Source organism: Cellulomonas alba, from assembly GCF_030362835.1.
GTDB classification, from domain to species: Bacteria; Actinomycetota; Actinomycetes; order Actinomycetales; family Cellulomonadaceae; genus Cellulomonas; species Cellulomonas alba.
Window position 1 is genome coordinate 1,337,253 of the sequence record NZ_JAUCGQ010000001.1, and the last position, 21,698, is coordinate 1,358,950.

The window sequence follows — 21,698 nt, forward strand, 5'->3', positions numbered from 1 at the left end:
CCGCACGAGTCAAGAAGGCACCCCATGACCAGCACCTCCGAGGCCGTCGACCCGGCCACCGTCGCCCCCGTGCCCGAGCCGGCCACCCCGGACCGGCCGGGGGCCGCCATGACGCACCGCGAGGTGCTCGAGGCCCTGTCCGGGATCCTCCTCGGCATGTTCGTCTCGATGCTCGCCACGAGCGTCGTCTCGAGCTCGCTGCCGAAGATCATCGCCGACCTGCACGGCAAGCAGTCCGCGTTCACCTGGGTGGTCACCGCGACGCTGCTGACCACGACGATCTCGACGCCCGTCTGGGGCAAGCTCGCCGACCTCGTCAACCGCAAGCTGCTCGTCCAGCTCGCGCTCGTCATCACCGTCGTGTCCTCGGCGCTCGCCGGGCTCTCGCACACGACCGGCATGCTCATCGGCATGCGCGCCCTGCAGGGCATCGGCGCGGGCGGCCTCACCGCGCTCGGCACGATCCTGCTGGCGGACATCATCAGCCCGCGCGAGCGCGGCCGGTACATGGGCTACATGGGCGCCGTCATGGGCATCTCGATGGTCGGCGGACCGCTGCTCGGCGGCTTCCTCACGGACTCCGCGCTCGGCTGGCGCTGGAACTTCTTCGTCGGCCTGCCGTTCGCGATCGCCGCGATCGTGGTGCTGCAGCGCACGCTGCACCTGCCGCCGCTCACGCGCCGCGTCGTCAAGATCGACTACCTCGGTGCCGCGCTGATCTCGGTGGGCGTCGCGCTCCTGCTGCTCTGGGTCACGTTCGCCGGCGACAAGTTCGCGTGGGGCTCGTGGCAGACGGCCGCGATGGTCGGCGGCGCGCTCGTCGTGCTCGCCGTCGCGGTGTGGGTCGAGCACCGCGCGGCCGAGCCGATCATCCCGATGCACCTGTTCAAGAACCGCACGCTCGTCCTCGCGGTGATCGCGTCGGTCGCGGTCGGCATCGCGATGTTCGGCACCTCGGTGTTCATCGGCCAGTACATGCAGCTCGCGCGAGGCAAGACCCCGACCCAGTCGGGCCTGCTGACGATCCCGATGATCGCCGGACTGCTCATCGCGTCGACCGTCTCGGGCCGGATCATCACCCGCACCGGGCGCTACAAGACGTTCATGATCGCCGGCGCGACGCTGCTGACGATCGGCCTCGGCCTGATGGGCACGATCCACGCGTCGACGAACTTCGTGCTCGTCGCGCTGTACATGGTGATCCTCGGCTCGGGCGTCGGCATGCTCATGCAGAACCTCGTGCTCGCCGTGCAGAACACGCTCGACGTCAAGGACATCGGCACGGGCTCGGCGACGGTCGCGTTCTTCCGGACGCTGGGCGGCGCGATCGGCGTCTCGGCGCTCGGAGCGGTGCTGTCCCACCGGTCGGTCCACTTCATCACCGAGGGCCTGACGAAGCTGCACGTGCAGGCGGCCGGGGTCTCGGGCGGCCAGCTGCCGGACCTCGCGACGCTTCCGGCGCCGATCCGCGGCGTCGTCGAGTGGGCGATGGGCGAGTCGATCGCGGACCTGTTCCTGATCGCGACGCCGATCGCGCTCGTCTCGCTCGTGGCGGTGCTCTTCCTCCAGGAGGTGCCGCTCGGGCGCCGGTCCGGCATCCAGCAGGCTGCGGACGCCGCCAGCACGGTCGACGAGCGCGAGCTCGTCGACGCCTGACGCGAGGTCAGGGCTTCGCGTCGATGCGGTGGAGCTCGGCGACCAGGTCGGCGTTGAGCCGCGCGAGCTGGTCGGAGAGCTCCGCCACGTCGGCCGCGGGCCACTCGGCGAGCGCGCGGCGCACGAACTCGCGGCGAGCGTCGCGAGCCTCCTCGAGGCGGCGGTGCCCCTCGTCGGTCAGCTCGAGGAGCTGGCCGCGGTAGTCGTCGGGGTCGGGCCGGCGCGAGACGAGGCCCATCGTCCCGAGGCGGGCCAGCTGGCGGGACATCGTGCCGCGGCCGACGCCGATCGAGGCGGCCAGGTCGCTCGCGCGCAGCGCAGGACGTGCGGCGATCAGCGCGAGCAACGTGTAGGCCGACGGCTCGAGGTCGGGGTGGACGCGGCGCGCGAGCGCCGAGGACGAGGCGTGGGCGCGCCGGAGCAGCAGGCCCAGCTCGCGCTCCAGCGCGACGAACGTCTCATCCACCACGGGCACATCTTGACCGATCCGGAGACCCCCGGAATCACCCGTGGCGGGCACCCCCACACCCGGATGGGTGCCAGCACCCGGGACAGATCGGTCAGAGGCCCCAAGTCGCCCGACGCCGCGCCACCTGCGCGATCGCCTTGGCGCGGTCACCCCCCAGCCGCGGCGGCAGCAGCCGGAACAGCGCGGGGACGTCGTGCCGCTGGACGACGAGCGCGTCCTCGGAGCGGACCGGCCCGCGGAGCTCCAGCTCGCCGTGCACGACGATCACCGCACGCACGCTCGCGCCCGCGCACGCCGCGGCCAGCAGCATGCCCTGGACGCGCTCGGCCTCGAGGCGCGCGTCGCGCAAGTACGTGGCGGGCAGGCCGTCGACGGACATCGCGCGGCCCTCGACGACGACGTGCTGGCCGGCGTGGAACCGCTCGGTGACGGTGTAGATGCCGGCCGGGCCGATGAGCAGGTGCGCGACCCGGTTGCCCTGACGGCCGAGCGGCACGCCGTGCAGCACGTGCCAGTCCTCGTCCGTCAGCCGGTCGAGCCGCGCGCGGACCGTGCTGCCGCGCTCGCGGCGCAGCGCGAGCTCGTCCGGGCCCTCGTCGGGCGCCCCGAGCCAGCCGCGCAGCGCGGCCTCGTCCTCCTGGGACAGCGCGGCACCGGGCCCGGGCACCGGAAGCACGAGCTCGGTGACGTCGTTGCGGAGGAACTCCTGCGCGGCCTTGCGCAGGCTCCCCTCGAGCTCGGGGTCCTCGACGACGACCTCGCCGGACTGCAGGTCGACCGAGCCGACGCGCGCCCCGGTCCCTTGCGTGACGAAGAGGCGGTCGGCGCCGTAGCGCCGCCAGCGACGAACAGTCAGGACCTCCTCCACGTGAGGCATTATCGGCACCGCGGCGCGGTGACTTCAGCGGTGTCGACCATCCGGACGCGTCCCGCCGGGGCGGGTTCACCCCGGCGGGACCGAACTCCTGGTCAGGCGCCCGCAGATCCCTCGTCAGGCTCGAACGACAGGCTGACCGAGTTCATGCAGTAGCGGTCGCCGGTCGGCGTCTGGGGCGCGTCGTCGAAGACGTGACCCAGGTGGGACCCGCAGCGCGCGCACCGGACCTCGGTGCGCACCATGCCCAGGGTCCGGTCGGTCAGGAGCTCGACGCGGTCGCCCGCGAGCGGCGAGAAGAAGCTCGGCCACCCGCAGTGCGAGTCGAACTTGGTGTCCGAGCGGAACAGCTCGTTGCCGCACGCGCGACAGCGGTAGACGCCGACGCGCTTCTCGTCCAGCAGCGCACCCGTCCACGGCCGCTCCGTGCCGGCCTTCCGGAGCACGGCGAACTCGCGCGGCTCCAGCTCGAGCGCCCACTGCTCGTCGGACTTCGTCACCTCGTAGGCCATGAGGCCCTCCTTCGTCTCGATGCGTGCCGCGGGGACGGGCGACGGCCCGCGCGCCCGGGGCACGGCGACCGTTCCAACACTCGACACGTCCGACCCGTTCCCGACGCGCCGGGCGTCGCTCTGACCTGGAATGTCGCTTGCGCAGGGGTCGGCGTCCTACCCTCGATCCGCACGCGCCGCACGGCACGTCGCCTCGACAGCACCGCCGAGCACCCCGTGAGGACCCGCGTGCCAGCAGCCCGCAGCCGCCGCCGGTGGTCCCCGACGCGCTACTTCGTCGTGGTCAGCGTCGTCGCGATGCTCGCGCTCGGGGCCGCCCTCATCTGGGTCGCGTCGAGCGTCATGGGGCAGCAGTCGCTGCGCGACGGCACGTCGTCGGCGACGTCCGTGCAGTCGTTCGCGGTCGGCCCGCTGCCCGCCGAGGCGTTCGGCACCGAGGTCCTCACGCCCGAGCAGACCGACGCGGTGCGCGACTCGACGTCGCGGTTCTCGTCGCGCCTCGTCGACCTGCGCCTCTGGAACACCGACGGCCTGCTCATGTACTCGGGCAACGACGACGCGACGACGGGCTTCCCGGACGGAGCGCGGTTCGACGCGGTCAAGCGCACGGGCGAGCCCGAGGCGCGCGTGATCACCGACGTGCGCGGCGTGAAGAGCCCGCAGTCGGGGGCGCGCGGCACGCAGCGCGAGGTGCTCGACGTCTACGTTCCGGTGCGGGTGCGCGACACCGCCGGTGCGCAGCCCGACAGCGGCCTCGGGCCCGACACGGTGATCGGCGTGGCCGAGGTGATGCTCGACCACGAGGAGTCGGCGAACGCGCTGCAGCACGCGGTCCGCACGGTCGCGCTCGTCGTGGGCGGCGGGCTGCTGCTGCTCTGGCTCCTGCTGTTCCGCGCGGTGCGCACGACGTCGAACCGCCTGCAGGCCACCGCGATGGAGAACGCGCGGCTCGCGCTGCTCGACTCGCTGACGGGCCTGCCGAACCGCCGGCTGCTCAACGACCGGATGCGGCACGCGATCGAGGAGGCCGAGGCCGACGGCACGAGCGTCGGTCTCGTGCTGCTCGACATCGACCGGTTCAAGGACATCAACGACTCGCTCGGCCACGACCGCGGCGACGAGCTGCTCGAGCAGGTCGCCGCACGGCTGCGGAGCGCGCTGCGCGAGGACGACATCGTGGCCCGCCTCGGCGGCGACGAGTTCGCGATCCTGCTGCCCGACGTGCGGACGGTGCAGAACGCCGCGCGGCTCGCCGAGCGGGTGCGCACGCTGTTCGTGCCGCCGTTCACGCTCGGCGAGATGCCGCTGCACGTCGACACGTCGATCGGCGTCGCGTGCCTGCCGGACCACGCGTCCGACGCGTCGTCGCTCATGCGGATGGCCGACGTCGCCATGTACGCCGCGAAGCACCACCGCACGGGCATCGCGGTGTACTCGGCCGACGAGGACGACTCGTCGCCGTCGCGCCTCGTGCTGCTCGGCGACCTGCACCGGGCGCTCGACCTCGGGCCCGACGAGCCGCCGCAGCTCGCGCTGCACTACCAGCCGAAGATCGACCTCGAGACGGGCCGGACCGTCGGCCACGAGGCGCTCATGCGCTGGAACCACCCCACGCGCGGCATGCTCATGCCCGGCACGTTCATCACGCTCGCCGAGCAGTCGGGTCTCATCCACGACGTCACGAAGTTCGCGCTGCGCGAGTGCGTCGGGCAGCTCGCGCGGTGGCGCGAGCAGGGCAGCGCGGCTCCCGTGGCCGTCAACCTCTCGGCGCACGACGTCGCGACCGCCACCGTGGTGGACGTGATCGAGGAGCTGCTCGCGCAGCACGGCGTCCCGGCGGAGCTGCTCGAGGTCGAGATCACCGAGACCGCGCTCGTGGCGGACCGCTCCCGCGTCGTGCCCGTGCTCGAGCGGCTCGGCGAGCTCGGCGTGCGCGTCGCGATCGACGACTTCGGCATCGGCAACACGTCGATCTCCCAGCTGCGTGACCTGCCGGTCGACGCGCTGAAGATCGACCGGCTGTTCGTCGCCGACCTCGCCGAGGGCGGCCGCGACAGCTCCGAGGTCGTCGTCCAGGCCATGGTCGACCTCGCGCACTCGTTCGAGCTCCGCGTGATCGCCGAGGGCGTCGAGGACCGGCCGACGGCCGACATCCTGCGCCGGCTCGGCGTCGACGAGGCGCAGGGCTTCCTGTACGCCGCGGCGCTGCCGGCCGACGAGGTGCGGCCGACGCGCAACGTCCCGCAGCCGCGTCGCGGCTCCCCGGCCCGGCGCTCGACCGGCGCGACCGCGGTCGCCGTCGCCCCCGCGGTCGGCACCGATCTCGCCGTCGAGCTGGACGAACCGGACCACGGACCGGATTCACCCGCCGACCCGCTGCGCGCACCGGCGGACGGCCCGCCGGCCGCCACGAACGGGAAGCCGCAGGTCAGGCGGGCCGACGACCGCGGCCGCCGGTCTGCACCCGGCCCGGCGCGTCGCCGCCGGAGCGACCCACCGCAAGGCTGATCCGGTGCACACTCTTCAGGTCGCACCGCTTCGTGCCGATTCACGACGTCATGCCGGGGTCTCTCGGCTCGAGAGCCACCCGGAGGAGGCAGCACCGTGATGGACGACCTGCTGCAGGAGATGATCGACCCGACCCCCGAGCCGGGTGACCGGCCGCGGCGGCGCCGACTGATCGCGACCATCGCGATCGTGGGCCTGGCGATCGTCGGCATCACGTCGCTCACCACGGGCGCGCTCTTCACCGACCGCGAGCAGACCGACGACGGCTTCAAGACCGGCACGGTCGACCTGACGACTGGCCAGCTGAAATTCACGACCACGGCGGGCAACATGCTGCCGGGCGACACCACGTACTCGGCGATCGACGTGAAGAACGCGGGCAGCCTCAACCTCCGCTACGCGGTCGAGTACAGCGCGTCCAACGACCCGGCGGCCGCGGGCATCGACACCGGCGTCGAGATGTCGGGCACGACCGGCCTGCCGGACGACGCCGGCACGGGCACCGAGATCGGCGGCGACCTCACCGACGTGCTGCACCTGTCGGTGTACGCCGTGGGGAGCCAGAGCGACTGCGCCGCGCCCGCCGCCAGCGACCGCATCTACCCCGCCGACACCAGCGCGGCCCCGGCCCTCACGGCCGGCTCGGGCAACCCGCTGGTCGGCAACAAGTCCGAGGGCCAGGACGCCAAGGCCGGGGCGATCGCCGCCGACCGCGTGCTCGGTGCGGGCGACGCCGAGGTGCTGTGCTTCGTCACCACCATGGACATCGACGCCGGCAACAAGTACCAGGACAGCGGCGCCCACCTGACGCTCGACTTCTACGCCGAGCAGACGGCCAACAACAGCTGATCGGATGACCACAGCCCCCGGCCACTCGGAGCCCTTCGTCGAACGACGAGCACCCCGGGCGACCGTCGACCCGCGTGCGCGCCGTGCCGGCAGGCCGGCGCGCACGCCCGTGCCGCCGCGGCCGTGGTGGCGGCGGGCCGTCTCGGCGGCGCTCTGGACCGTCGTCGCCGTGGGAGCGCTCGCGTACGGGATCTCGCTCGCCGTGCCGCTGTGGTTCCAGGTGCACGACGAGCGGCTGCTGGTCGTGACGTCGGGCTCGATGGCGCCGTACTTCGACGCGGGTGACGCGGTCGTCATGCACTCGGTCGACGACGCGTCCGACCTCAAGGAGGGGCAGGTCGTCTCGTTCTGGCCAGTGGGCTCGAGCCGGCTCGTGACGCACCGCATCGTGCACCTCGTGAAGCTGCCCGTCATGCACGCGGACGGCACCGGCAAGAGCGTGCCGACCCTCGACGCCGCGGGTCGGCCGAAGCTCAACCCGTACATCATCACCAAGGGCGACGCGAACTCGTCGACCGACCCGGACGCGACGCCCGTCACGCGCGTGCGCGGCGTGGTGCTCGACGTGCACCACCGCTGGGGATTCGTGCTCGACTGGGCGAGCTCGCCGGGCGGACGTGCGGTGATGCTCGTGCCGCCGCTGGTCGCGCTCGCAGCGCTCGAGCTGATGGCGCTCGCGTCCGACCGTCGCCGGCGGCGCGCCAAGCCGACGGCGCGCCCGGAGGACCGGAGCATCGATGCGTACCTGCTCGGATGAGCAGTGGCCGAAGGACCGGCCCGCGTACGCTCGCGCCATGACGTCGGGAGCCGGTGCGGCGCGCACCGAGCGGGCCACGTGGGTCCGGCTCGGCGCCGCCCTGCTGATCGGCGTCGCCGCGCTCGTCGTCCCGGCCGTCGTGCCGCACCCCGGGCACACCGGGGCGGTCTACACCGACCGCGAGCAGACCTCGGCCGACTTCCATGCCGGTCCGACCGACGCCCCGACGGACGCCGCCACCGACACCCCGACCGACGCGCCCTCGACCGCGCCGACGGACGGCGCGACGACCGCGCCGGCGAGCCTCGCGAACCTGGCCGGGCTCGCCGCCCAGGGTGACGCACGCGGCCAGGGGCACGGAGCCGGGCACGGAGCCGGGCACGGTGCCGCGCACGGGTCCGCCGGGCACGCGTCCGAGGGGCGCGTGCCCGGCGGGCAGCCGTCAGGCGCGCACGCCGCGAGCGACCAGTAGCGTCCCGTCCGGGTCGTACCGCAGCGACAGCTCGCGCAGCCGCCGCGCACCCTCCGGCGAGAACACGCGGTCGGCCCACTCGGGGCCTGCGCCCGCGGTGAAGTTCGGCAGGCCGCCCGCGATGGCCCACGGCGTTAGGCCGTCGAGCACGCGGCGCGCGTCCGGCGCCACGATCTCGGCCGTCTCGGGGATCTGGATGCCCACCGTGAACACCGAGAAGGCGGCGTGCCGGTGCGGGAACGCCGCAGGTGCGCCGCGCTCCTCGCGGACCGCGCCACCGAGCTGGCGGACCTCGACCATGAGCTGCGCGGTCCGCGCCTGCGGCCCGACGAGCTCGACGAGCCGGTCAGCCGCCGCGAGGTCGAAGCCGCCGAGGAGCGCGTGGTCCTCGTGCACCGGCACGGGCTCGACGGGGTCGGTGTGGATCGCGCCGAGCGCCGCGTACGGCAGCACCTGGACGGTGTCGAGGAAGGGCGTCGCCGCCGAGCGCATTGCCGCGAGCAGCTCCTCCCCCTCGGACGGGTCTGCGGTCCACGCGTAGCGGAGGCAGATCGCGGCCCGGTCGCGCAGCGGCTCCGGGACCATCGGCATGTCCGGCAGCCGCATCACGGCGACCGACGTCGTGCCGGCCTCGGGCAGCAACGTGCACCAGACGGCCCACGTGCGCAGCACCGCGGACGCGTCTGCGAGGTCGAACCACACCTGGCCGCCGTAGACCGTCGGCTGCTCCACGAGGTCGATCTCGACCGCCGTGACGATGCCGAGCGTGCCCTTGCCGCCGCGCAGCCCCCAGAACAGGTCGGGGTTCTCGACGGCCGACGCGCGGCGGAGCTCGCCGTCACCGGTGACGACGTCGAACGACCGGACCGAGTCGGCCGAGAGACCGTAGGTGCGCGCCAGCGGGCCGAGGCCGCCGCCGGTGAGGAAGCCGACGACGCCGACGTCCGGCGACGAGCCGCACAGGCCGCCCAGCCCGTGGGGCGCGGCGGCCTCGAGGACCGCCTCCCACTTCACGCCCGCGCCCACGCGGGCCCAGCGGCCGGCGGGGTGCACCTCGAGCTCGGTGAGCGCCGCGGTGCTGACCAGGATCGTCCCGGCCATCGACTCGCCGGCGCCGTGGCCCGTGCTCTGCACGCCGACGCGGATGCCGAACGCGCCGGCCAGGCGGAGGGTGGTCGCCACGTCGCGCGCGTCGCGCGCCTCGACGACCGCGAGCGGCATGACGGGCCGCGTGAGGTTGAACGTCCCGGTCAGCCGCTGGTAGTCGGCGGTGCCGGGGAGGTACGTGCCCGGGACGGCGTCGGCCACGGCACGCACGGCGGCCTCGGTGGCCCGGCTGTCGTCGGAGACGTCGGGCAGGGTGATGGTGCTCATCGATCGTCCTTGTCGTCCGGCACGGGGTTGCCGTGCCCGTCTTGAGCGGTACGCCGATCGGCGCACGGGCAAAAGGTGACCGGTTTGTCAGCGTCTGATACGTGCGGGCGCGGAGAAGTTTCGGCGGACCTGCCCGCGAGCGGGCTCGCGGGCGCCGGTGCGGGGCCGCGTCAGGCCGTCGGGGACGCCGGGAGGTCGATCGTGAACGTGGTGCCCTCGCCGACCGCCGACGTGATGTCGAGCGTCCCCCGGTGGGCATCGACCACCGCCTTCGTGATCGACAGCCCGAGGCCCACGCCAGGGATCGCGCGCCGCGTGGCCGTCGTCGCGCGGAAGAACCGCGTCGTCAGCCGCGTGAGCTCGTCGGGCGGGATCCCGATGCCCGTGTCGGCGACCGCGAGGCGAGCGCCGCCGGTGGGCACCGCCTCGACGCGCACGCGGACCGTGCCGCCGCGCGGCGTGAACTTGAGCGCGTTGGAGATCAGGTTGTCGACGGCCTGGCCGAGCCGGCCGACGTCACCCTGGATCGGCGCCGGCTCGACCGCCAGCTCGAGCGCGACCCCGGCGGCCTCGGCGTTCGGCGTCGCCGCCGCGACGGCCGTGCGCGCCACGTCGGCGAGGTCCGTCGGGGCGGGCGTGATCGCGAACGTGCCGGCGTCGACCTGGGCGGTCAGGAGCAGGTCGCCGACCAGCCGGAGCTGGCGCCGTGCGTTGCGCTCGATGATGCCGAGGTACTCGCGCTGCTCGTCGGTCAGCGGGTCGGTGCCGTCCTGCATCAGCTCGAGGTAGCCGAGCACCGACGTCAGCGGCGTGCGCAGCTCGTGGCTCACGAGGCTGACGAACTCGTCCTTGAGGCGAGCCGCCTCGCGCTCCTCGGTGACGTCGGTCGCGACGATCACGTACCCCGCGGGCTCGCCCGTGACGTCGTACCGCAGCGTCACGGCGAGGCGCGCGAGCGTGTGGCTGCCGTCGGCGCGCACGACCGTCCAGTCCCGCATCGGCGCGTTGCCCGCCACGACGGCCGCGACGTACGCGTCGTAGTCCGCCTCGTCCGCGAGCGCGAAGTCCCGGACGTGCAGGTGCCCGACGACGTCGCCCTGCGCGTACCCGAGCATCCGCTCGGCACCGGCGTTGAACACCTCGACGAGCCCGTCGGAGTCCGCCGCGATGATCGCCTGCTCGGTCGCCGAGTCGATCACGGACACGAGCTGGTCGCGGACGACCTTGCGGTTGGCCGCGACGCTCGCGAGCTCCCAGGCGTCCGCGCGCATGCGCTCGAGCATGCGCTGCTCGTTCGCGTGGAGCGCGGCGATCGCCTCGGTCCGGCGGCGCAGGCGCTCGGTGACCTCATGGATCGACAGCGCGATGACCACGGCGATCAGGGCGACGTAGCCGCTGCGCACGACGATCGCGCTCGTCAGCTCCAGGTCGGGGTTGAAGATCACCGGCACCAGGATCACGCCGATGACGCCGAGGGCCACGATGACGACCCCGCGCCTGCCGCGCTGCGACGCGAGGGCGACGACGGGCATGAACACGAGCGACGTGTACATCGACGCCGTGTTCCCGGTCCCCGCGCGCAGGAAGCCGACGGCCACGATCTCGAGCACGGGCAGGACGTCCTGCGCGGCCTCGGGCCAGCGGTCCCACGGGGCGAACCGGGCCAGCAGCAGCGCGCCCAGCACGACGACGGCCGCGGCGATGACGCACCCCGCCGTCACCACGTCGACGCCGGGCAGCGGCAGGGCGAGGAGCCCGAGGCCGAACACGGCGGTGAACGGGAGCTGGCGCGAGACGACCGACGCGTCCGGCCCGAGCAGCGCTGCGAGCCACCCGGGGAGCGCGCCGCCGGCCCGCTCGTCGCGGAGGTCGCCGACGGACCCGGACGACGGTGCCGTCACGGGTGGCCGCCGGGCAGGACGCGCTCGAGAACGGCCAGGAACTCGGAGCTCGTGTACGGCTTCGGCAGCACCGCGTCCGCGACGGGGTAGTCGTGCTCGTCGAGCACGGAGGTCACGACGACCGGGACGCCGGGCAGCCGCTCGCGCAGGACGGTGATGAGCTCCCAGCCGCCCATGCCCGGCAGCCGGAGGTCGACGAACGCCACGTCGACCGCGAGGTCGCCGCCGAGCGCCGCCTCCGCGCTCGTCACCTCGACCACCTCGCACCCCGCGCGGTGCAGGTGCGTCGCGAGCAGCGCGAGCTCGTCGGGCTCGTCGTCGACCACCAGCACGCGCGTCACCACAGCCCCCGCGCCACCAGCAGCACCGCGGTCACGGCGAGCGCGACGAGCGCGATCGTCACGAGCCGGCGCTCGCTGCGGCGGTTCTGCGCGATCTCGTCGGCGAGCGCGTCGGGCGTCAGCGTGGCCCAGTGACGCGCGTCCGCATCGGTGCTCATCCCATCACCCGTCCCGTCTTCTCCGTCTTGTCCCAGACCGCGGCCTGGCCGCGCCACTGCTTGACGTACGCGTCGAGCGTGATCGCGCACAGCACCGGACCGAAGCCCACCACGTAGAGGCCCAGTCGCGACAGCCATCGCCCGCCCGGGAGCACCTCGACCCAGCGGACGAGGAAGGCGAGGACCATCGCGATCACCGACCACGAGTACAGCGCGAGCGTGAGGACGCGCAGGCCCGACTCGGTGAGCTCGAGCCCGAACCAGCCCGGCACGGTGCGCGTCAGCAGGTCGGGGTGCGCGGCCGACAGCATGACGAGCAGCGCCCCCGCGCCCGGGAACAGCAGCCCCTCGAACCAGGACCGCCGCGCCGTGTCGCGGTCGAGCAGCAGGGTCGTCGTCGTGACGAACGCGTAGGCGGCGAGCGCGACCCACCACAGGCCCTGGAACGTGTCGTGCGCGGTCGACGGCGACGCGAAGTACAGCCCCACGAGCCCGACCGTCGCGAGCGTCATCGCGACCGGGAGCAGGTACACCGAGAACCAGATGAGCCCGAACGACACCGACCCGAGCCGGTGCTCGCGCCGACGCCGGAACCAGACGTGCCGGAACACGCGCGTGATCTGCACGTTGCCGCGGGCCCAGCGCACGCGCTGCTTCCACAGCGCGCGCACCGAGTCGGGCTCCTCGGCGAGCACGACGGCGTCGCCGTCGAACACGACGCTCCGGCCGTCGAGCTGCGTGAGGAACGTGGTGAACGTGTCCTCGGCGAGCGTCGTCGTGTCGATCGCGCCACCGACGGCCTCGAGGTTCGCGCGCGAGTGCAGCTGGGCGCCGCCCGCGAGGCACGCCATCGCGCCCAGCACGTTCTGCGCGCGCCGCGCCGCCGCCTGCGCCGTCACGTACTCGTAGCCGATGAACCGCGACACCGGCCCGGGACGCGCGCTGCCCTCGCGGATGAACGCGGTGACGGCGCCGACGTCCGGGTCGGCCAGGTGGCGCGTCATGCGTCGCAGCGAGTCGGGCCGGTAGATCACGTCGGCGTCCATGATCAGCAACGCCTCCATCCAGTCGTCCGCGAGCGCGTGCCGGATGCCGTGGTTCAGGGTGTGCGCCTTGCCCTGGCCGCCCTGGTCGCGGCGCAGGTGCACGACCCGGCCCGGGTACTGCGCGGCCTTGCCGCCCACCACCGTCGGGGTGTCGTCGGTGCTCGCGTCGTCGACCACGTAGACGCGCAGCCGCTCGGCCGGGTACTCGAGCGCCATGAGCCGGTCGATCGACGCCCCCAGCACGGCGGCCTCGTTCCACGCGGGCACCACGACGACCACGCGCGGCAGGTGCGGCGCGGCCTTGCCGAGGTGGTTGCGGAACGCGTGCACGGGCACGAGGAGGTACTGCCCGACGCCGACCAGCACGGGGATCACGGCGACGAGCACGAGCATGACGAGCACGACGACGAGTGCGTCGTGCCAGCCGCTCACGGCGCGTCCGTCGTCGGGGCTGCCGAGCCCGGCGTGCCCGGAGCCGTCGAGGCACCTGCCGTGCGCAGCCACGCGTAGCGCCCGACGGCGGCGGCGGCGTGGGCGTCGGTCGATGCCACGAGCCCGACGCCCGCGGCGCGCAGCCGCGCGACGACGCGCGGACCGGGGCAGCGCCACTTCTCGTTGACCTCGACGGGCGTGCCGGTGGCCACCGCCGCCTGCGCCAGCGCGTCGAGCAGGTCGTCCGGCACGTCGTCCTCGGACAGGTGCACCTTGGGCAGCAGCGAGAACGGGTGCGCGACCTGCGCGCGACCGACGCGGTGCATGGCGCGGACGGTCGCGGTGACGAGCAGCTCGACGACGTCGGCCGGCGCCAGACCGCCCTCGAGCACCGCCCGCGGCGAGAGCGGCCCGTCGGGGCCGGGCAGCTGGTGGTCGGCGAGCAGGACCCGGTCCGGGCCGCCCGGCGCGCCCAGCGACGCCAGCACCTCGGGCGGCGCGTCGACCGTGCCGGCCGCGTCGAGGATCTTCGCCTCGACGCCCGTCAGGACCGTGAGGCCCTCGGTGCGCGGCAGCGCGGCCACCGCGGCGAGGAAGTCGGGGACGTACGTCGTGCCGATCCGCACGTGGTCGACGAACCGCACGGTGTCGAGCCCCGCGGCGACGGCGGCGGCCAGGTTCTCGGCCGGGCTCGACGTCCCGTCGTCGGAGAACGTCGAGTGGACGTGGTGGTCGCCGGTGAGCGGGACCGCGCTCCCGGCGGGCCCCGACGGCGCTGCGGGTCCGGCCATCGCGTCAGCCCGGGAGGATCTCGTCGACCGGCAGGAACACGTCCTCGAGGTAGCGGACGTTCGCGATCTCGCGGAAGTCGACGCGGGCTGGGATCGGCCGCCCGAGCACCGCGTCGAGGGTCAGGGACGGCATGTCGACGCCCGACGCGATCGTCAGCGGCATCGCACCCGGGAACCGCGGGTTGACCTCGAGCAGCGCGGGCTCCCCCGCCGCGTCGCGCTTGAGCTGCACGTTGGCCACCGTCGTCAGCCCGATCGCCCGCGCGACCGCCGACGCGGCCTCGATCAGTCCCTCGTCGTGGACCGTGACCCCCGCCACCGCGACACCCGAGTCGACGCGCAGCCGCGCGCGGGGCACGGCCGCCACCACGTCGCCGTCGAGGTTCGCGAGCACGTCGACCGAGAACTCGTCGCCGGGCAGGAGCTCCTGCACCAGCAGGTCCTCGTCGTCGTGGACCGCGTCGAGCTCGACCTGCGTCATGACGACGCGCACGCCGCGCGAGCCGGCTCCGCGGCGCGGCTTGACGATCACCGGGAAGTCCCAGCCGCTCACGGCCTGCGGCGTGCCCAGCAGCTCGGTGCGCGGGACGCGGACCGTCCGCTCGCACGCGCGGGCGAGCGTCAGCTTGTCGAGCGCGGTCTCGAGCGTGCGCAGCTCGGGCGAGGCCAGGCGGGTGCCGGCCTCGGCCAGGCGCTCGCGCTGGGCGGCGAGTCGCGGCAGCTCGACGTCGACCGTCGGGAACAGCACGTCGATCGCGTCGTCGCGGCACATCGCGGCGACGACGTCCACGAAGTCGTCCGCACGGCCCGCCGGTACCAGACGGCGGCGCTCGGGCGGGACGAGGTAGATCGCCGACGCCCAGCGGTCCATGTCGGCCGCGAACACCTCGACGTCGTCGCGGCGGGCGAGCGAGCGGATGACGGCGACCCCCGCCGGGCCACCCGCCCCCGTGACGAGCACGCGCGTCATGCCTCCACCTGCCCCTCCGCCGCCGGCTCGGCCACGGCGATGCCGCCGCGGCTCCCGATCATCGCGGCGATCCGCACGGCCTCGAGCGGCTCGGCGTACCGCCCGGTCCCGAACCGCGCCCAGTACCGCGCGGTCGCGCGCACGAGGTCGGGCTCCATGTAGTCGCGGTGCGACTGCGACGCGAACGCCGCGAGCATGCGCAGCTTCGTGTCGACGAAGCCCTCGACCGGCACGAACGTGTCGGGTCGGAACTCGACCGTGGCCGACGGGCTCTGGTAGCAGGCGAGCGACGGCACGCGGCGCGCGGCCACGTCGACGGCCTGCCGGACGGCCCGGTGGTCCTGGTGGCGGTCGTGCTCCGAGTGCGTGTAGACGATCGTCGGACGGACCTCGGCGATCGTCTGCTCGATGGCGGTGATGACGCCGTCGGCCGGGTTCAGCCGCGTGTCGGGGAAGTCGAAGAGGTAGAGCCGCGCCCCGATCACGGCGGCCGACGCGAGCGCCTCGTGCCGCCGCTCGTTCTCGTCGCCGCCCACCGCGCCGCCGGACAGCGTGAGGATCACGACGGTGTCGCCGGCCGCGCGGTGCGACGCGAGCGTGGCGCCGACGCCGATCTCGACGTCGTCCGGGTGGGCGCCGACGGCCAGCACGACCTCGGCGGACGCGTCCGCCGCCTCGCGCCGCTGCCGGCCGACGGCCGCGAGCGCCGGGATCTTCTCCAGCAGGGTCGCCGCCGCGACGGGCTTGACGAGGAACTCGTCGGCGTCGCGGCGCAGCGCCTCGACCGCGTAGTCGACGCTCGCGAACGCCGTCATGACGGCGACGGGCACGCCCGGCGCGCGGACGCGGAGCTCGCCGAGCAGCTCGAGCCCGCTCATGCCGGGCATCTGGATGTCGGTCAGCACCACGTCGAACGTGCTGCGGCCGACCTCCTCGAGCGCGCTCATCGGGTCGTGCACCACCGTGACGGCCATGCCGCCGCGGCGCGCGAGCACCGTCTGCACGAACTGCGCCGTGTCGCGGTCGTCCTCGACGACGAGCACGCTGGCCTGGTCCCCCGTCATGCCCACCTCCCCGGGACACGCTAACGGCGGCGTCCGGCGGTCGCCCGGGGACGGCTCGACGCGTCGGGAATAGCCACCGGGGGCACCCGGTTGCAGCGGTCGGTACATGCAAACGCATGAACCCCAGCCAGGCGGCACAGAGCGAGGACACCATGCAGTACGGCATCTTCAGCGTCGGCGACGTCACCACCGACCCGACCACCGGGCACACGCCGGACGACACCGAGCGCGTGCGCAACATCCTGACGATCGCGCGCCACGCCGACGAGGCCGGCCTCGACGTCTTCGCCACCGGCGAGCACCACAACCCGCCGTTCGTGCCCTCGTCGCCGACCACGATGCTCGGCTACCTCGCGGGCCTGACGACGCACATCACGCTGTCGACCGCCACCACGCTCATCACGACGAACGACCCGGTGCGCATCGCCGAGGAGTACGCGATGCTCCAGGTGATCGCCGACGGCCGGATGGACCTGATGATGGGCCGCGGCAACACCGGACCGGTGTACCCGTGGTTCGGGCAGGACATCCGCCAGGGCATCCCGCTCGCGATCGAGAACTACGCGCTGCTGCGCCGGCTGTGGACCGAGGACGTCGTCGACTGGACCGGCAAGTTCCGCACGCCCCTCCAGGGCTTCACCTCGACGCCGCGCCCGCTCGACGGCGTGCCGCCGTTCGTCTGGCACGGCTCGATCCGCTCGCCCGAGATCGCCGAGCAGGCCGCGTTCTACGGCGACGGGTTCCTGCACAACGCGATCTTCTGGCCCATGGAGCACACGGCCGCGATGGTGAACTTCTACCGCCAGCGGTTCGAGCACTACGGCCATGGTTCGGCCGACCAGGCGATCGTCGGGCTCGGCGGCCAGGTCTTCATGCGGAAGGACTCGCAGAAGGCGTGGGACGAGTTCCGCCCGTACTTCGACAACGCGCCCGTCTACGGGCACGGCCCGTCGATGGAGGACTTCACGCGCGAGACGCCGCTGACCGTCGGGTCGCCCCAGCAGGTGATCGACCGGTACGCGTCGTTCCGTGAGCAGGTCGGCGACTACCAGCGCCAGCTGTTCCTGCTGGACCACGCCGGGCTGCCGCTCAAGACCGTGCTCGAGCAGATCGACCTGCTGGCGACCGAGGTCGTGCCGGTGCTGCGCGCGGAGGCCGACAAGGCCCGCCCGGCGCACGTGCCCGCCGACCCGCCGTCGCACGCCGAGCGCGTCGCCGCGGCCCGCGCCGCGGGCGAGGTGCACGAGCAGAAGCCGGCCGCGGCCGACCACTGGACCGGGAAGACGGCAGAGGACGACCTCGCGGCCGCCGACGCCGCCACCCGCTGAGTGACCACGCACAGGAGTCAGGGAGAGACTGGGACCATGAGCGAGCGTTCGATCGTCGTGCTGTCGGCCGGCATCTCGCAGCCGAGCTCGACCCGCCTGCTGGCCGACCGGCTCCGCGACGCCACCGTCAGCGAGCTGGCGGCCCGCGGCATCACCGCACAGGTCGAGACCGTGGAGCTGCGCGACCTCGCGCACGCGGTCGTCGACATGACGCTGACCGGGTTCGCGAGCGGCGACCTGGCACGCGTCATCGAGAAGGTCGAGGCCGCCGACGGCATCATCGCCGTCACGCCGATCTTCACGGCGTCGTACGCGGGCCTGTTCAAGTCGTTCGTCGACATCCTCGGCAAGGACGCGCTCGTCGGGCGGCCCGTGCTGCTCGGTGCGACCGGCGGCACCACGCGCCACTCGCTGACGCTCGACTATGCGCTGCGCCCGCTGTTCACCTACCTGCGGGCCGACGTCGCCACGACGTCCGTGTTCGCGGCGACCGACGACTGGGCGTCCGACGACGAGGTGAACCCGCTGCCCGCGCGCATCCGCCGTGCCGGCCGCGAGCTCGCCGAGATGGTCGCGGACCGCGAGCCGTCCGCGCCGACCGGCCTGTTCGACGCCGTGCCGTCGTTCGACCAGCTGCTCGGCGGGGCCTGAGGGGGTCCGGCGGTGGTGCTTCCCCTGCACGCCACCGCCGGCGTCCGGCGCGTCCTCAACCCCGTCCTCGGGGCGTTCGCGGACGACGTGCCGCCGCTCGTCGCGCTGCACCACGTCGGGCGGACGTCCGGCCGCCGGTACCGCACGCCCGTGCTCGCGTTCCGCACGCCGCGCGGCGTCGTCGTCGCGCTGACCTACGGGCCGGGCGTGCAATGGCTGCGCAACGTCGAGGCGGCGGGGGGCGCCCGGATGGTGCGGGCGCGGCGCGTGCTCGTGCTCGCCGACCCGGTGCGCCTCCACGGCGCGCAGGGTGCGGCGCTCGTGCCCGGCTGGACGCGCTCCGCGCTCCGGCTGCTGCGGGTCGACGAGTTCGTCGAGCTCGCGGTGGTGCGCGACGCGCGCGCCTGACGCGTTCCGTACGATCGCGAGCAGGCGCGGGCACCGAGCCCGCCTCGCCTGCGGAGGGACCATGACCTGCGCGAACGCGGGAGGCTGACCGTGGCTCGCCCGCCCCGGATCCGCCCGTCCACGAGCCACGCCGTCGGCATGCGGCTCGCGCGCGCCGCACGTGCGCTGATCGCCCCGCTGCCCGCGCGTCCGGTCGAGGCGCCACCCGCGCCGCCCGCGATCCCCGACGACCTCGTGCCGCTGCTGCGCGAGCTCGGCGGCGCGCTCCTCTCGTCGGGGCAGTCCGTGGTGGACATCGAGGACGCGCTCGACGTCATCGCGCAGGCCTACGGAGCCGCGCAGGTGCGCACGCTCGTGTTCCCCACCGGCGTCTTCATCCGCGTCGAGACCGCCGACGGGGGGCGCAGCGACTTCACCGGCCCCCGCTCGGCAGAGAACCTGCCGCTGCACCAGATCGGCGAGCTCGACCGGCTCGTCGGCGAGCTCGCGTTCCACCGCGTGGAGCTGGCCGACGCCCGCGCCCGGCTGCGCGAGATCCTCGCGATGCCGCCCCGGTTCGGCCCGCTCCTGCAGATCCTCGGGCACGCGATCCTCACGCTCGGGTTCGGCCTCGTGCTCTACCCGGTGCCCGCCGCGATCCCGGTGTACGTCGGCGTCGGCGCGGGCATCGGCCTGCTGCGGGCGCTCGCCGGGCGGTGGCCGACGCTCGGCACGGCGCTGCCCGTCGTCGCGTCCTTCCTGGTCGGGGTGCTCGCGATCACCTGGTTCGCGCCGCTCATCGGCGGGGACACCGTGCGGCTGCTCGCGCCGCCGCTGATCAGCTTCCTCCCCGGCGCGGTGCTCACCGTCGCGGCGATGGAGCTGACGAGCAACCAGGTCGTCGCCGGCGCGTCCCGCCTGGTCTACGGGCTCGCGCAGCTGCTGCTGCTCGCGTTCGGCGTGGTGGCGGCGGTGACGGTCGCCGGCCCGTTCACCGCCGAGCACGACGTCGCGACGCTGGGGCGCGGCGCGGCGTGGGTCGGCGTGCTGCTCGTCGCGGTCGGGCACCGGTTCTTCTCGTCGCCGCCGCGCGGCACGTTCTGGTGGCTGCTGCTCGCGCTCTACGCCGCGTACGTCGCGCAGGCCGTCGGCGCCGTGCTGCTGTCGCCGCAGCTGTCGGGGTTCCTCGGCGGCCTCGTGATCGTGCCGGTCGCACAGCTGATCGCGGGTCGGCGGTCGGGTCCGCCCGCGCTCGTGACGATGCTGCCCGCGTTCTGGCTGCTCGTGCCGGGTGCGCTCGGGTTCCGGTCGATCTCGGAGATCGCGACCGGATCGTCGCTCGGCATCCAGGACCTCGTGGCGACCGCGCTGTCGCTGTTCTCGATCGCGCTCGGCGTGCTCGTCGGGACGGCGCTGACGCGCGACGCCAGGTACGTCGGGCGGGTCGTGGCACGCGCCGTGCAGCCCGGCGCCGGCGACGACGGCACGGCCGGGGACGCCGCGCTCGCGCCGGCCGAGCCGCCCGCGCGCACCGGTGCGACGCCCGCGGTGTCGATGCGGACGGGGCCGATCGCGGTCGCGCCGCTGCTCCGCGGCGAGGCCGGCGCGGAGGGCCCCGAGCACGGCGCGGCGCCCGACGGCGGGCACGTCACGCGCTGAGGTGCCGGACCTGGTCCCAGACCGACGCCCAGCTGCCGCGCGGCCCGTCGCAGACGAGGACCACGTGGCCCTGCTCCTCGTTGTCGACGCCCACCCCGTTGTCGACGCGGCCCGCCTCGCGGCAGCCCTGCGCCCACGCGGGCGCGGTCGCGTACCCGACGAGCACCACGGGGCCGGTCGACTTCCCGTCCGGCGGCCCCCAGTCACCGAAGCCGTTGTGGCCGCTGTAGACGGGCACCGACGTGCCGTAGAACTCGAGCGCGCCGGCCTCGCCGTAGTTCTGCGTGACGACGAGCGCCGCGTGGTTGTCGTCCACGACGCGGTTGACGAGCGCGACCTCGCGCGGCCAGCCGACCGTCTCCGCCTGGTCCTCGCCGAGGCCCGAGTAGAACGTGTCGCCGAACGCGCGCACCGGGAGCACCGGCACGAACGCGGGCCACACGACGACGGCCGCGAGCGCCGCCACGAGCCCCGCCGCCAGCAGCCAGCGCGGTGACCGCCGCTGCGCGAGGCTCACCGACCCGGCGGCGACGAGCAGCGGCAGCGACCCCGTGAGGTAGTACGCCTTGCCGCCCGTCAGGAAGTACGCGCCGACGAGCAGCAGGAACGCCCACGCGAACGGCCTCGCCCGCTCGAGGTCCGGCGCGCGGAACAGCCGCACCAGCCCGTACACCCAGAGCGCCGTCGTCACCGGGCTGAGCAGCACCAGCGCGAGCACCACGAAGTTGACCCGCTCGCCGACGGTCAGGTACTCCGCGCGGATGTCGCCCGCGAGCGTCAGCTGCGGCCAGCCGTGCTGCGCCTGCCAGACGAAGTTCGGCACCCACAGCACGGCCGCGAGCGCGGCGCCACCCCACGCCCACGGCGACCGCAGGTGGTGCCGCACGGCCGGCACGAGCGCGATGCCGACCGCGAGCGCGCCGAGCAGGAACGCGACCAGGTGCTTGTTCTCGAGCCCGACGCCGCCGATCGCACCGACGAGGAGCCAGAGCCGCGGCCGGTCGCGCACGAGGGCGCGCGCGGCGACGTAGCAGACCGCGGTGCCGAACAGCGCGTCGAACGTCGCGGTCGTGACGAAGTGCCCGAGCGCCATCGTCACCGCGCCGGTCCCCACGGCCACCGCGGTCAGGGTCTGCGCGCCGGTGCCGCCGCCGAGCTCGCGCGCCGTGAGGGCCGCGAGCAGCACGACGCCCGCCATCGCGAGCGCCGCGGGCAGGTGCAGCCACCACACGGAGCCGGGCGCGAGCGTCGCCATGACGTGCGCGACGAGCGGCGTGAACGCCGGCTGGTCGGGGTACCCCCACGCGAGGTGCGCCCCCGCCGCGACGAAGTAGAGCTCGTCGCGGTGCGGGCCGTACCGGCCGGCGAGCGCGAGCAGCAGCAGCAGGAGCCCGCCGACGACGGCGAGCACGGAGGGCCAGGCGACGGCCGGGCGCGACGCCTCGCGCACCGACGGCGCCCCGCCCACGGCGGTGGCGACCACGAGCGGAGCGTAGCGA

Annotated in this window: 21 protein-coding genes; 9 read left to right on the forward strand and 12 right to left on the reverse strand. The window is 74.2% G+C overall.

All coding sequences use genetic code 11. The features are described 5' to 3' along the window. Window positions 1–24 precede the first annotated feature (24 nt). Window positions 25–1,656 carry an MDR family MFS transporter gene (locus tag QRT04_RS06040; protein WP_289454261.1) on the forward strand — a complete coding sequence of 544 codons (1,632 nt, stop codon included), beginning with the start codon at window positions 25–27 and terminating at the stop codon, window positions 1,654–1,656. Window positions 1,657–1,663: 7 nt separating this feature from the next. Here QRT04_RS06040 and QRT04_RS06045 read toward each other — a convergent pair whose 3' ends face one another. The 3 genes from QRT04_RS06045 to msrB form a co-directional block, all read right to left on the reverse strand. Further along, window positions 1,664–2,122, reverse strand: a complete 459-nt coding sequence (locus tag QRT04_RS06045; protein WP_289454262.1) for a MarR family winged helix-turn-helix transcriptional regulator — start codon at window positions 2,120–2,122, stop codon at window positions 1,664–1,666. 94 nt (window positions 2,123–2,216) lie between these two features. Then, on the reverse strand, window positions 2,217–3,002 hold the full coding sequence (locus QRT04_RS06050) for an NERD domain-containing protein (RefSeq protein WP_289454263.1): 786 nt from the start codon (window positions 3,000–3,002) through the stop codon (window positions 2,217–2,219). Window positions 3,003–3,094: 92 nt separating this feature from the next. Continuing rightward, the gene (gene msrB / locus QRT04_RS06055; RefSeq protein WP_289454264.1) at window positions 3,095–3,511 is read right to left on the reverse strand and encodes a peptide-methionine (R)-S-oxide reductase MsrB; all 417 of its coding nucleotides are present in this window, start codon (window positions 3,509–3,511) and stop codon (window positions 3,095–3,097) included. A gap of 228 nt (window positions 3,512–3,739) precedes the next feature. Here msrB and QRT04_RS06060 point away from each other — a divergent pair, with 228 nt between their 5' ends. The 4 genes from QRT04_RS06060 to QRT04_RS06075 all read left to right on the forward strand — a co-directional run bounded on the left by QRT04_RS06060 (window position 3,740) and on the right by QRT04_RS06075 (window position 8,097). Next, on the forward strand, window positions 3,740–6,019 hold the full coding sequence (locus QRT04_RS06060) for a putative bifunctional diguanylate cyclase/phosphodiesterase (protein ID WP_289454265.1): 2,280 nt from the start codon (window positions 3,740–3,742) through the stop codon (window positions 6,017–6,019). Window positions 6,020–6,118: 99 nt separating this feature from the next. Then, window positions 6,119–6,868 (forward strand): TasA family protein, encoded by a 750-nt coding sequence (locus tag QRT04_RS06065; RefSeq protein WP_289454266.1) that lies wholly within the window; start codon window positions 6,119–6,121, stop codon window positions 6,866–6,868. A 4-nt stretch (window positions 6,869–6,872) separates the two neighbouring features. Then, window positions 6,873–7,625, forward strand: a complete 753-nt coding sequence (locus tag QRT04_RS06070; protein WP_289454267.1) for a signal peptidase I — start codon at window positions 6,873–6,875, stop codon at window positions 7,623–7,625. 37 nt (window positions 7,626–7,662) lie between these two features. Beyond that, window positions 7,663–8,097, forward strand: a complete 435-nt coding sequence (locus QRT04_RS06075) for a hypothetical protein (protein WP_289454268.1) — start codon at window positions 7,663–7,665, stop codon at window positions 8,095–8,097. Here the strand turns inward: QRT04_RS06075 and QRT04_RS06080 are convergent. The 8 genes from QRT04_RS06080 to QRT04_RS06115 form a co-directional block, all read right to left on the reverse strand. After that, window positions 8,068–9,471, reverse strand: coding sequence for an FAD-binding oxidoreductase (locus QRT04_RS06080; RefSeq protein ID WP_289454269.1), 1,404 nt, complete (start codon window positions 9,469–9,471; stop codon window positions 8,068–8,070). The genes QRT04_RS06075 and QRT04_RS06080 overlap by 30 nt on opposite strands. A gap of 170 nt (window positions 9,472–9,641) precedes the next feature. Beyond that, window positions 9,642–11,372, reverse strand: coding sequence for a sensor histidine kinase (locus QRT04_RS06085; protein ID WP_289454270.1), 1,731 nt, complete (start codon window positions 11,370–11,372; stop codon window positions 9,642–9,644). Further along, window positions 11,369–11,713 carry a response regulator gene (locus tag QRT04_RS06090; protein ID WP_289454271.1) on the reverse strand — a complete coding sequence of 115 codons (345 nt, stop codon included), beginning with the start codon at window positions 11,711–11,713 and terminating at the stop codon, window positions 11,369–11,371. Before QRT04_RS06090 ends, QRT04_RS06085 begins: the two co-directional genes overlap by 4 nt. Then, on the reverse strand, window positions 11,710–11,871 hold the full coding sequence (locus QRT04_RS06095) for a hypothetical protein (RefSeq protein WP_289454272.1): 162 nt from the start codon (window positions 11,869–11,871) through the stop codon (window positions 11,710–11,712). Before QRT04_RS06095 ends, QRT04_RS06090 begins: the two co-directional genes overlap by 4 nt. Then, window positions 11,868–13,349: a glycosyltransferase gene (locus tag QRT04_RS06100; RefSeq protein WP_289454273.1), complete on the reverse strand. Its 1,482-nt coding sequence runs from the start codon at window positions 13,347–13,349 to the stop codon at window positions 11,868–11,870. The genes QRT04_RS06095 and QRT04_RS06100 overlap by 4 nt, the downstream gene beginning before the upstream one ends. Continuing rightward, a complete protein-coding gene (locus QRT04_RS06105; protein ID WP_289454274.1) occupies window positions 13,346–14,140 on the reverse strand; it encodes a PHP domain-containing protein in 795 nt (264 codons plus the stop codon). Before QRT04_RS06105 ends, QRT04_RS06100 begins: the two co-directional genes overlap by 4 nt. 4 nt (window positions 14,141–14,144) lie before the next feature. Continuing rightward, a complete protein-coding gene (locus QRT04_RS06110) occupies window positions 14,145–15,110 on the reverse strand; it encodes an ATP-grasp domain-containing protein (RefSeq protein WP_289454275.1) in 966 nt (321 codons plus the stop codon). Then, window positions 15,107–16,174, reverse strand: a complete 1,068-nt coding sequence (locus tag QRT04_RS06115; RefSeq protein WP_289454276.1) for a response regulator — start codon at window positions 16,172–16,174, stop codon at window positions 15,107–15,109. Before QRT04_RS06115 ends, QRT04_RS06110 begins: the two co-directional genes overlap by 4 nt. A gap of 152 nt (window positions 16,175–16,326) precedes the next feature. Here QRT04_RS06115 and QRT04_RS06120 point away from each other — a divergent pair, with 152 nt between their 5' ends. From QRT04_RS06120 to QRT04_RS06135, 4 genes are all read left to right on the forward strand, one after another. Further along, entirely contained in the window at window positions 16,327–17,502 is a 1,176-nt protein-coding gene (locus QRT04_RS06120) for an LLM class flavin-dependent oxidoreductase (RefSeq protein ID WP_289455726.1), read from the forward strand. Window positions 17,503–17,538: 36 nt separating this feature from the next. Continuing rightward, a complete protein-coding gene (locus tag QRT04_RS06125; protein WP_289454277.1) occupies window positions 17,539–18,153 on the forward strand; it encodes an FMN reductase in 615 nt (204 codons plus the stop codon). Between the two features lie 12 nt (window positions 18,154–18,165). Next, the gene (locus QRT04_RS06130; RefSeq protein WP_289454278.1) at window positions 18,166–18,561 is read left to right on the forward strand and encodes a nitroreductase family deazaflavin-dependent oxidoreductase; all 396 of its coding nucleotides are present in this window, start codon (window positions 18,166–18,168) and stop codon (window positions 18,559–18,561) included. Between the two features lie 90 nt (window positions 18,562–18,651). Continuing rightward, entirely contained in the window at window positions 18,652–20,199 is a 1,548-nt protein-coding gene (locus tag QRT04_RS06135) for a threonine/serine exporter family protein (protein ID WP_289454279.1), read from the forward strand. On the opposite strand, the gene QRT04_RS06140 is transcribed toward QRT04_RS06135, so the two are convergent. Beyond that, a complete protein-coding gene (locus QRT04_RS06140) occupies window positions 20,189–21,682 on the reverse strand; it encodes an ArnT family glycosyltransferase (protein ID WP_289454280.1) in 1,494 nt (497 codons plus the stop codon). The two genes, QRT04_RS06135 and QRT04_RS06140, sit on opposite strands and share 11 nt — an antisense overlap. Window positions 21,683–21,698: the final 16 nt, after the last annotated feature.

What these genes read in the sequence shown, in the direction of transcription:
- QRT04_RS06070 (WP_289454267.1), top strand. Translation starts at nt 6,873, where the DNA reads ATGACCACAGCCCCCGGCCACTCGGAGCCCTTCGTCGAACGACGAGCA.
- QRT04_RS06040 (WP_289454261.1), top strand. Translation starts at nt 25, where the DNA reads ATGACCAGCACCTCCGAGGCCGTCGACCCGGCCACCGTCGCCCCCGTG.
- QRT04_RS06110 (WP_289454275.1), bottom strand. Translation starts at nt 15,110, where the DNA reads ATGACGCGCGTGCTCGTCACGGGGGCGGGTGGCCCGGCGGGGGTCGCC.
- msrB (WP_289454264.1), bottom strand. Translation starts at nt 3,511, where the DNA reads ATGGCCTACGAGGTGACGAAGTCCGACGAGCAGTGGGCGCTCGAGCTG.
- QRT04_RS06075 (WP_289454268.1), top strand. Translation starts at nt 7,663, where the DNA reads ATGACGTCGGGAGCCGGTGCGGCGCGCACCGAGCGGGCCACGTGGGTC.
- QRT04_RS06095 (WP_289454272.1), bottom strand. Translation starts at nt 11,871, where the DNA reads ATGAGCACCGATGCGGACGCGCGTCACTGGGCCACGCTGACGCCCGAC.
- QRT04_RS06120 (WP_289455726.1), top strand. Translation starts at nt 16,327, where the DNA reads ATGCAGTACGGCATCTTCAGCGTCGGCGACGTCACCACCGACCCGACC.
- QRT04_RS06050 (WP_289454263.1), bottom strand. Translation starts at nt 3,002, where the DNA reads ATGCCTCACGTGGAGGAGGTCCTGACTGTTCGTCGCTGGCGGCGCTAC.
- QRT04_RS06115 (WP_289454276.1), bottom strand. Translation starts at nt 16,174, where the DNA reads ATGACGGGGGACCAGGCCAGCGTGCTCGTCGTCGAGGACGACCGCGAC.
- QRT04_RS06065 (WP_289454266.1), top strand. Translation starts at nt 6,119, where the DNA reads ATGGACGACCTGCTGCAGGAGATGATCGACCCGACCCCCGAGCCGGGT.
- QRT04_RS06105 (WP_289454274.1), bottom strand. Translation starts at nt 14,140, where the DNA reads ATGGCCGGACCCGCAGCGCCGTCGGGGCCCGCCGGGAGCGCGGTCCCG.
- QRT04_RS06080 (WP_289454269.1), bottom strand. Translation starts at nt 9,471, where the DNA reads ATGAGCACCATCACCCTGCCCGACGTCTCCGACGACAGCCGGGCCACC.
- QRT04_RS06125 (WP_289454277.1), top strand. Translation starts at nt 17,539, where the DNA reads ATGAGCGAGCGTTCGATCGTCGTGCTGTCGGCCGGCATCTCGCAGCCG.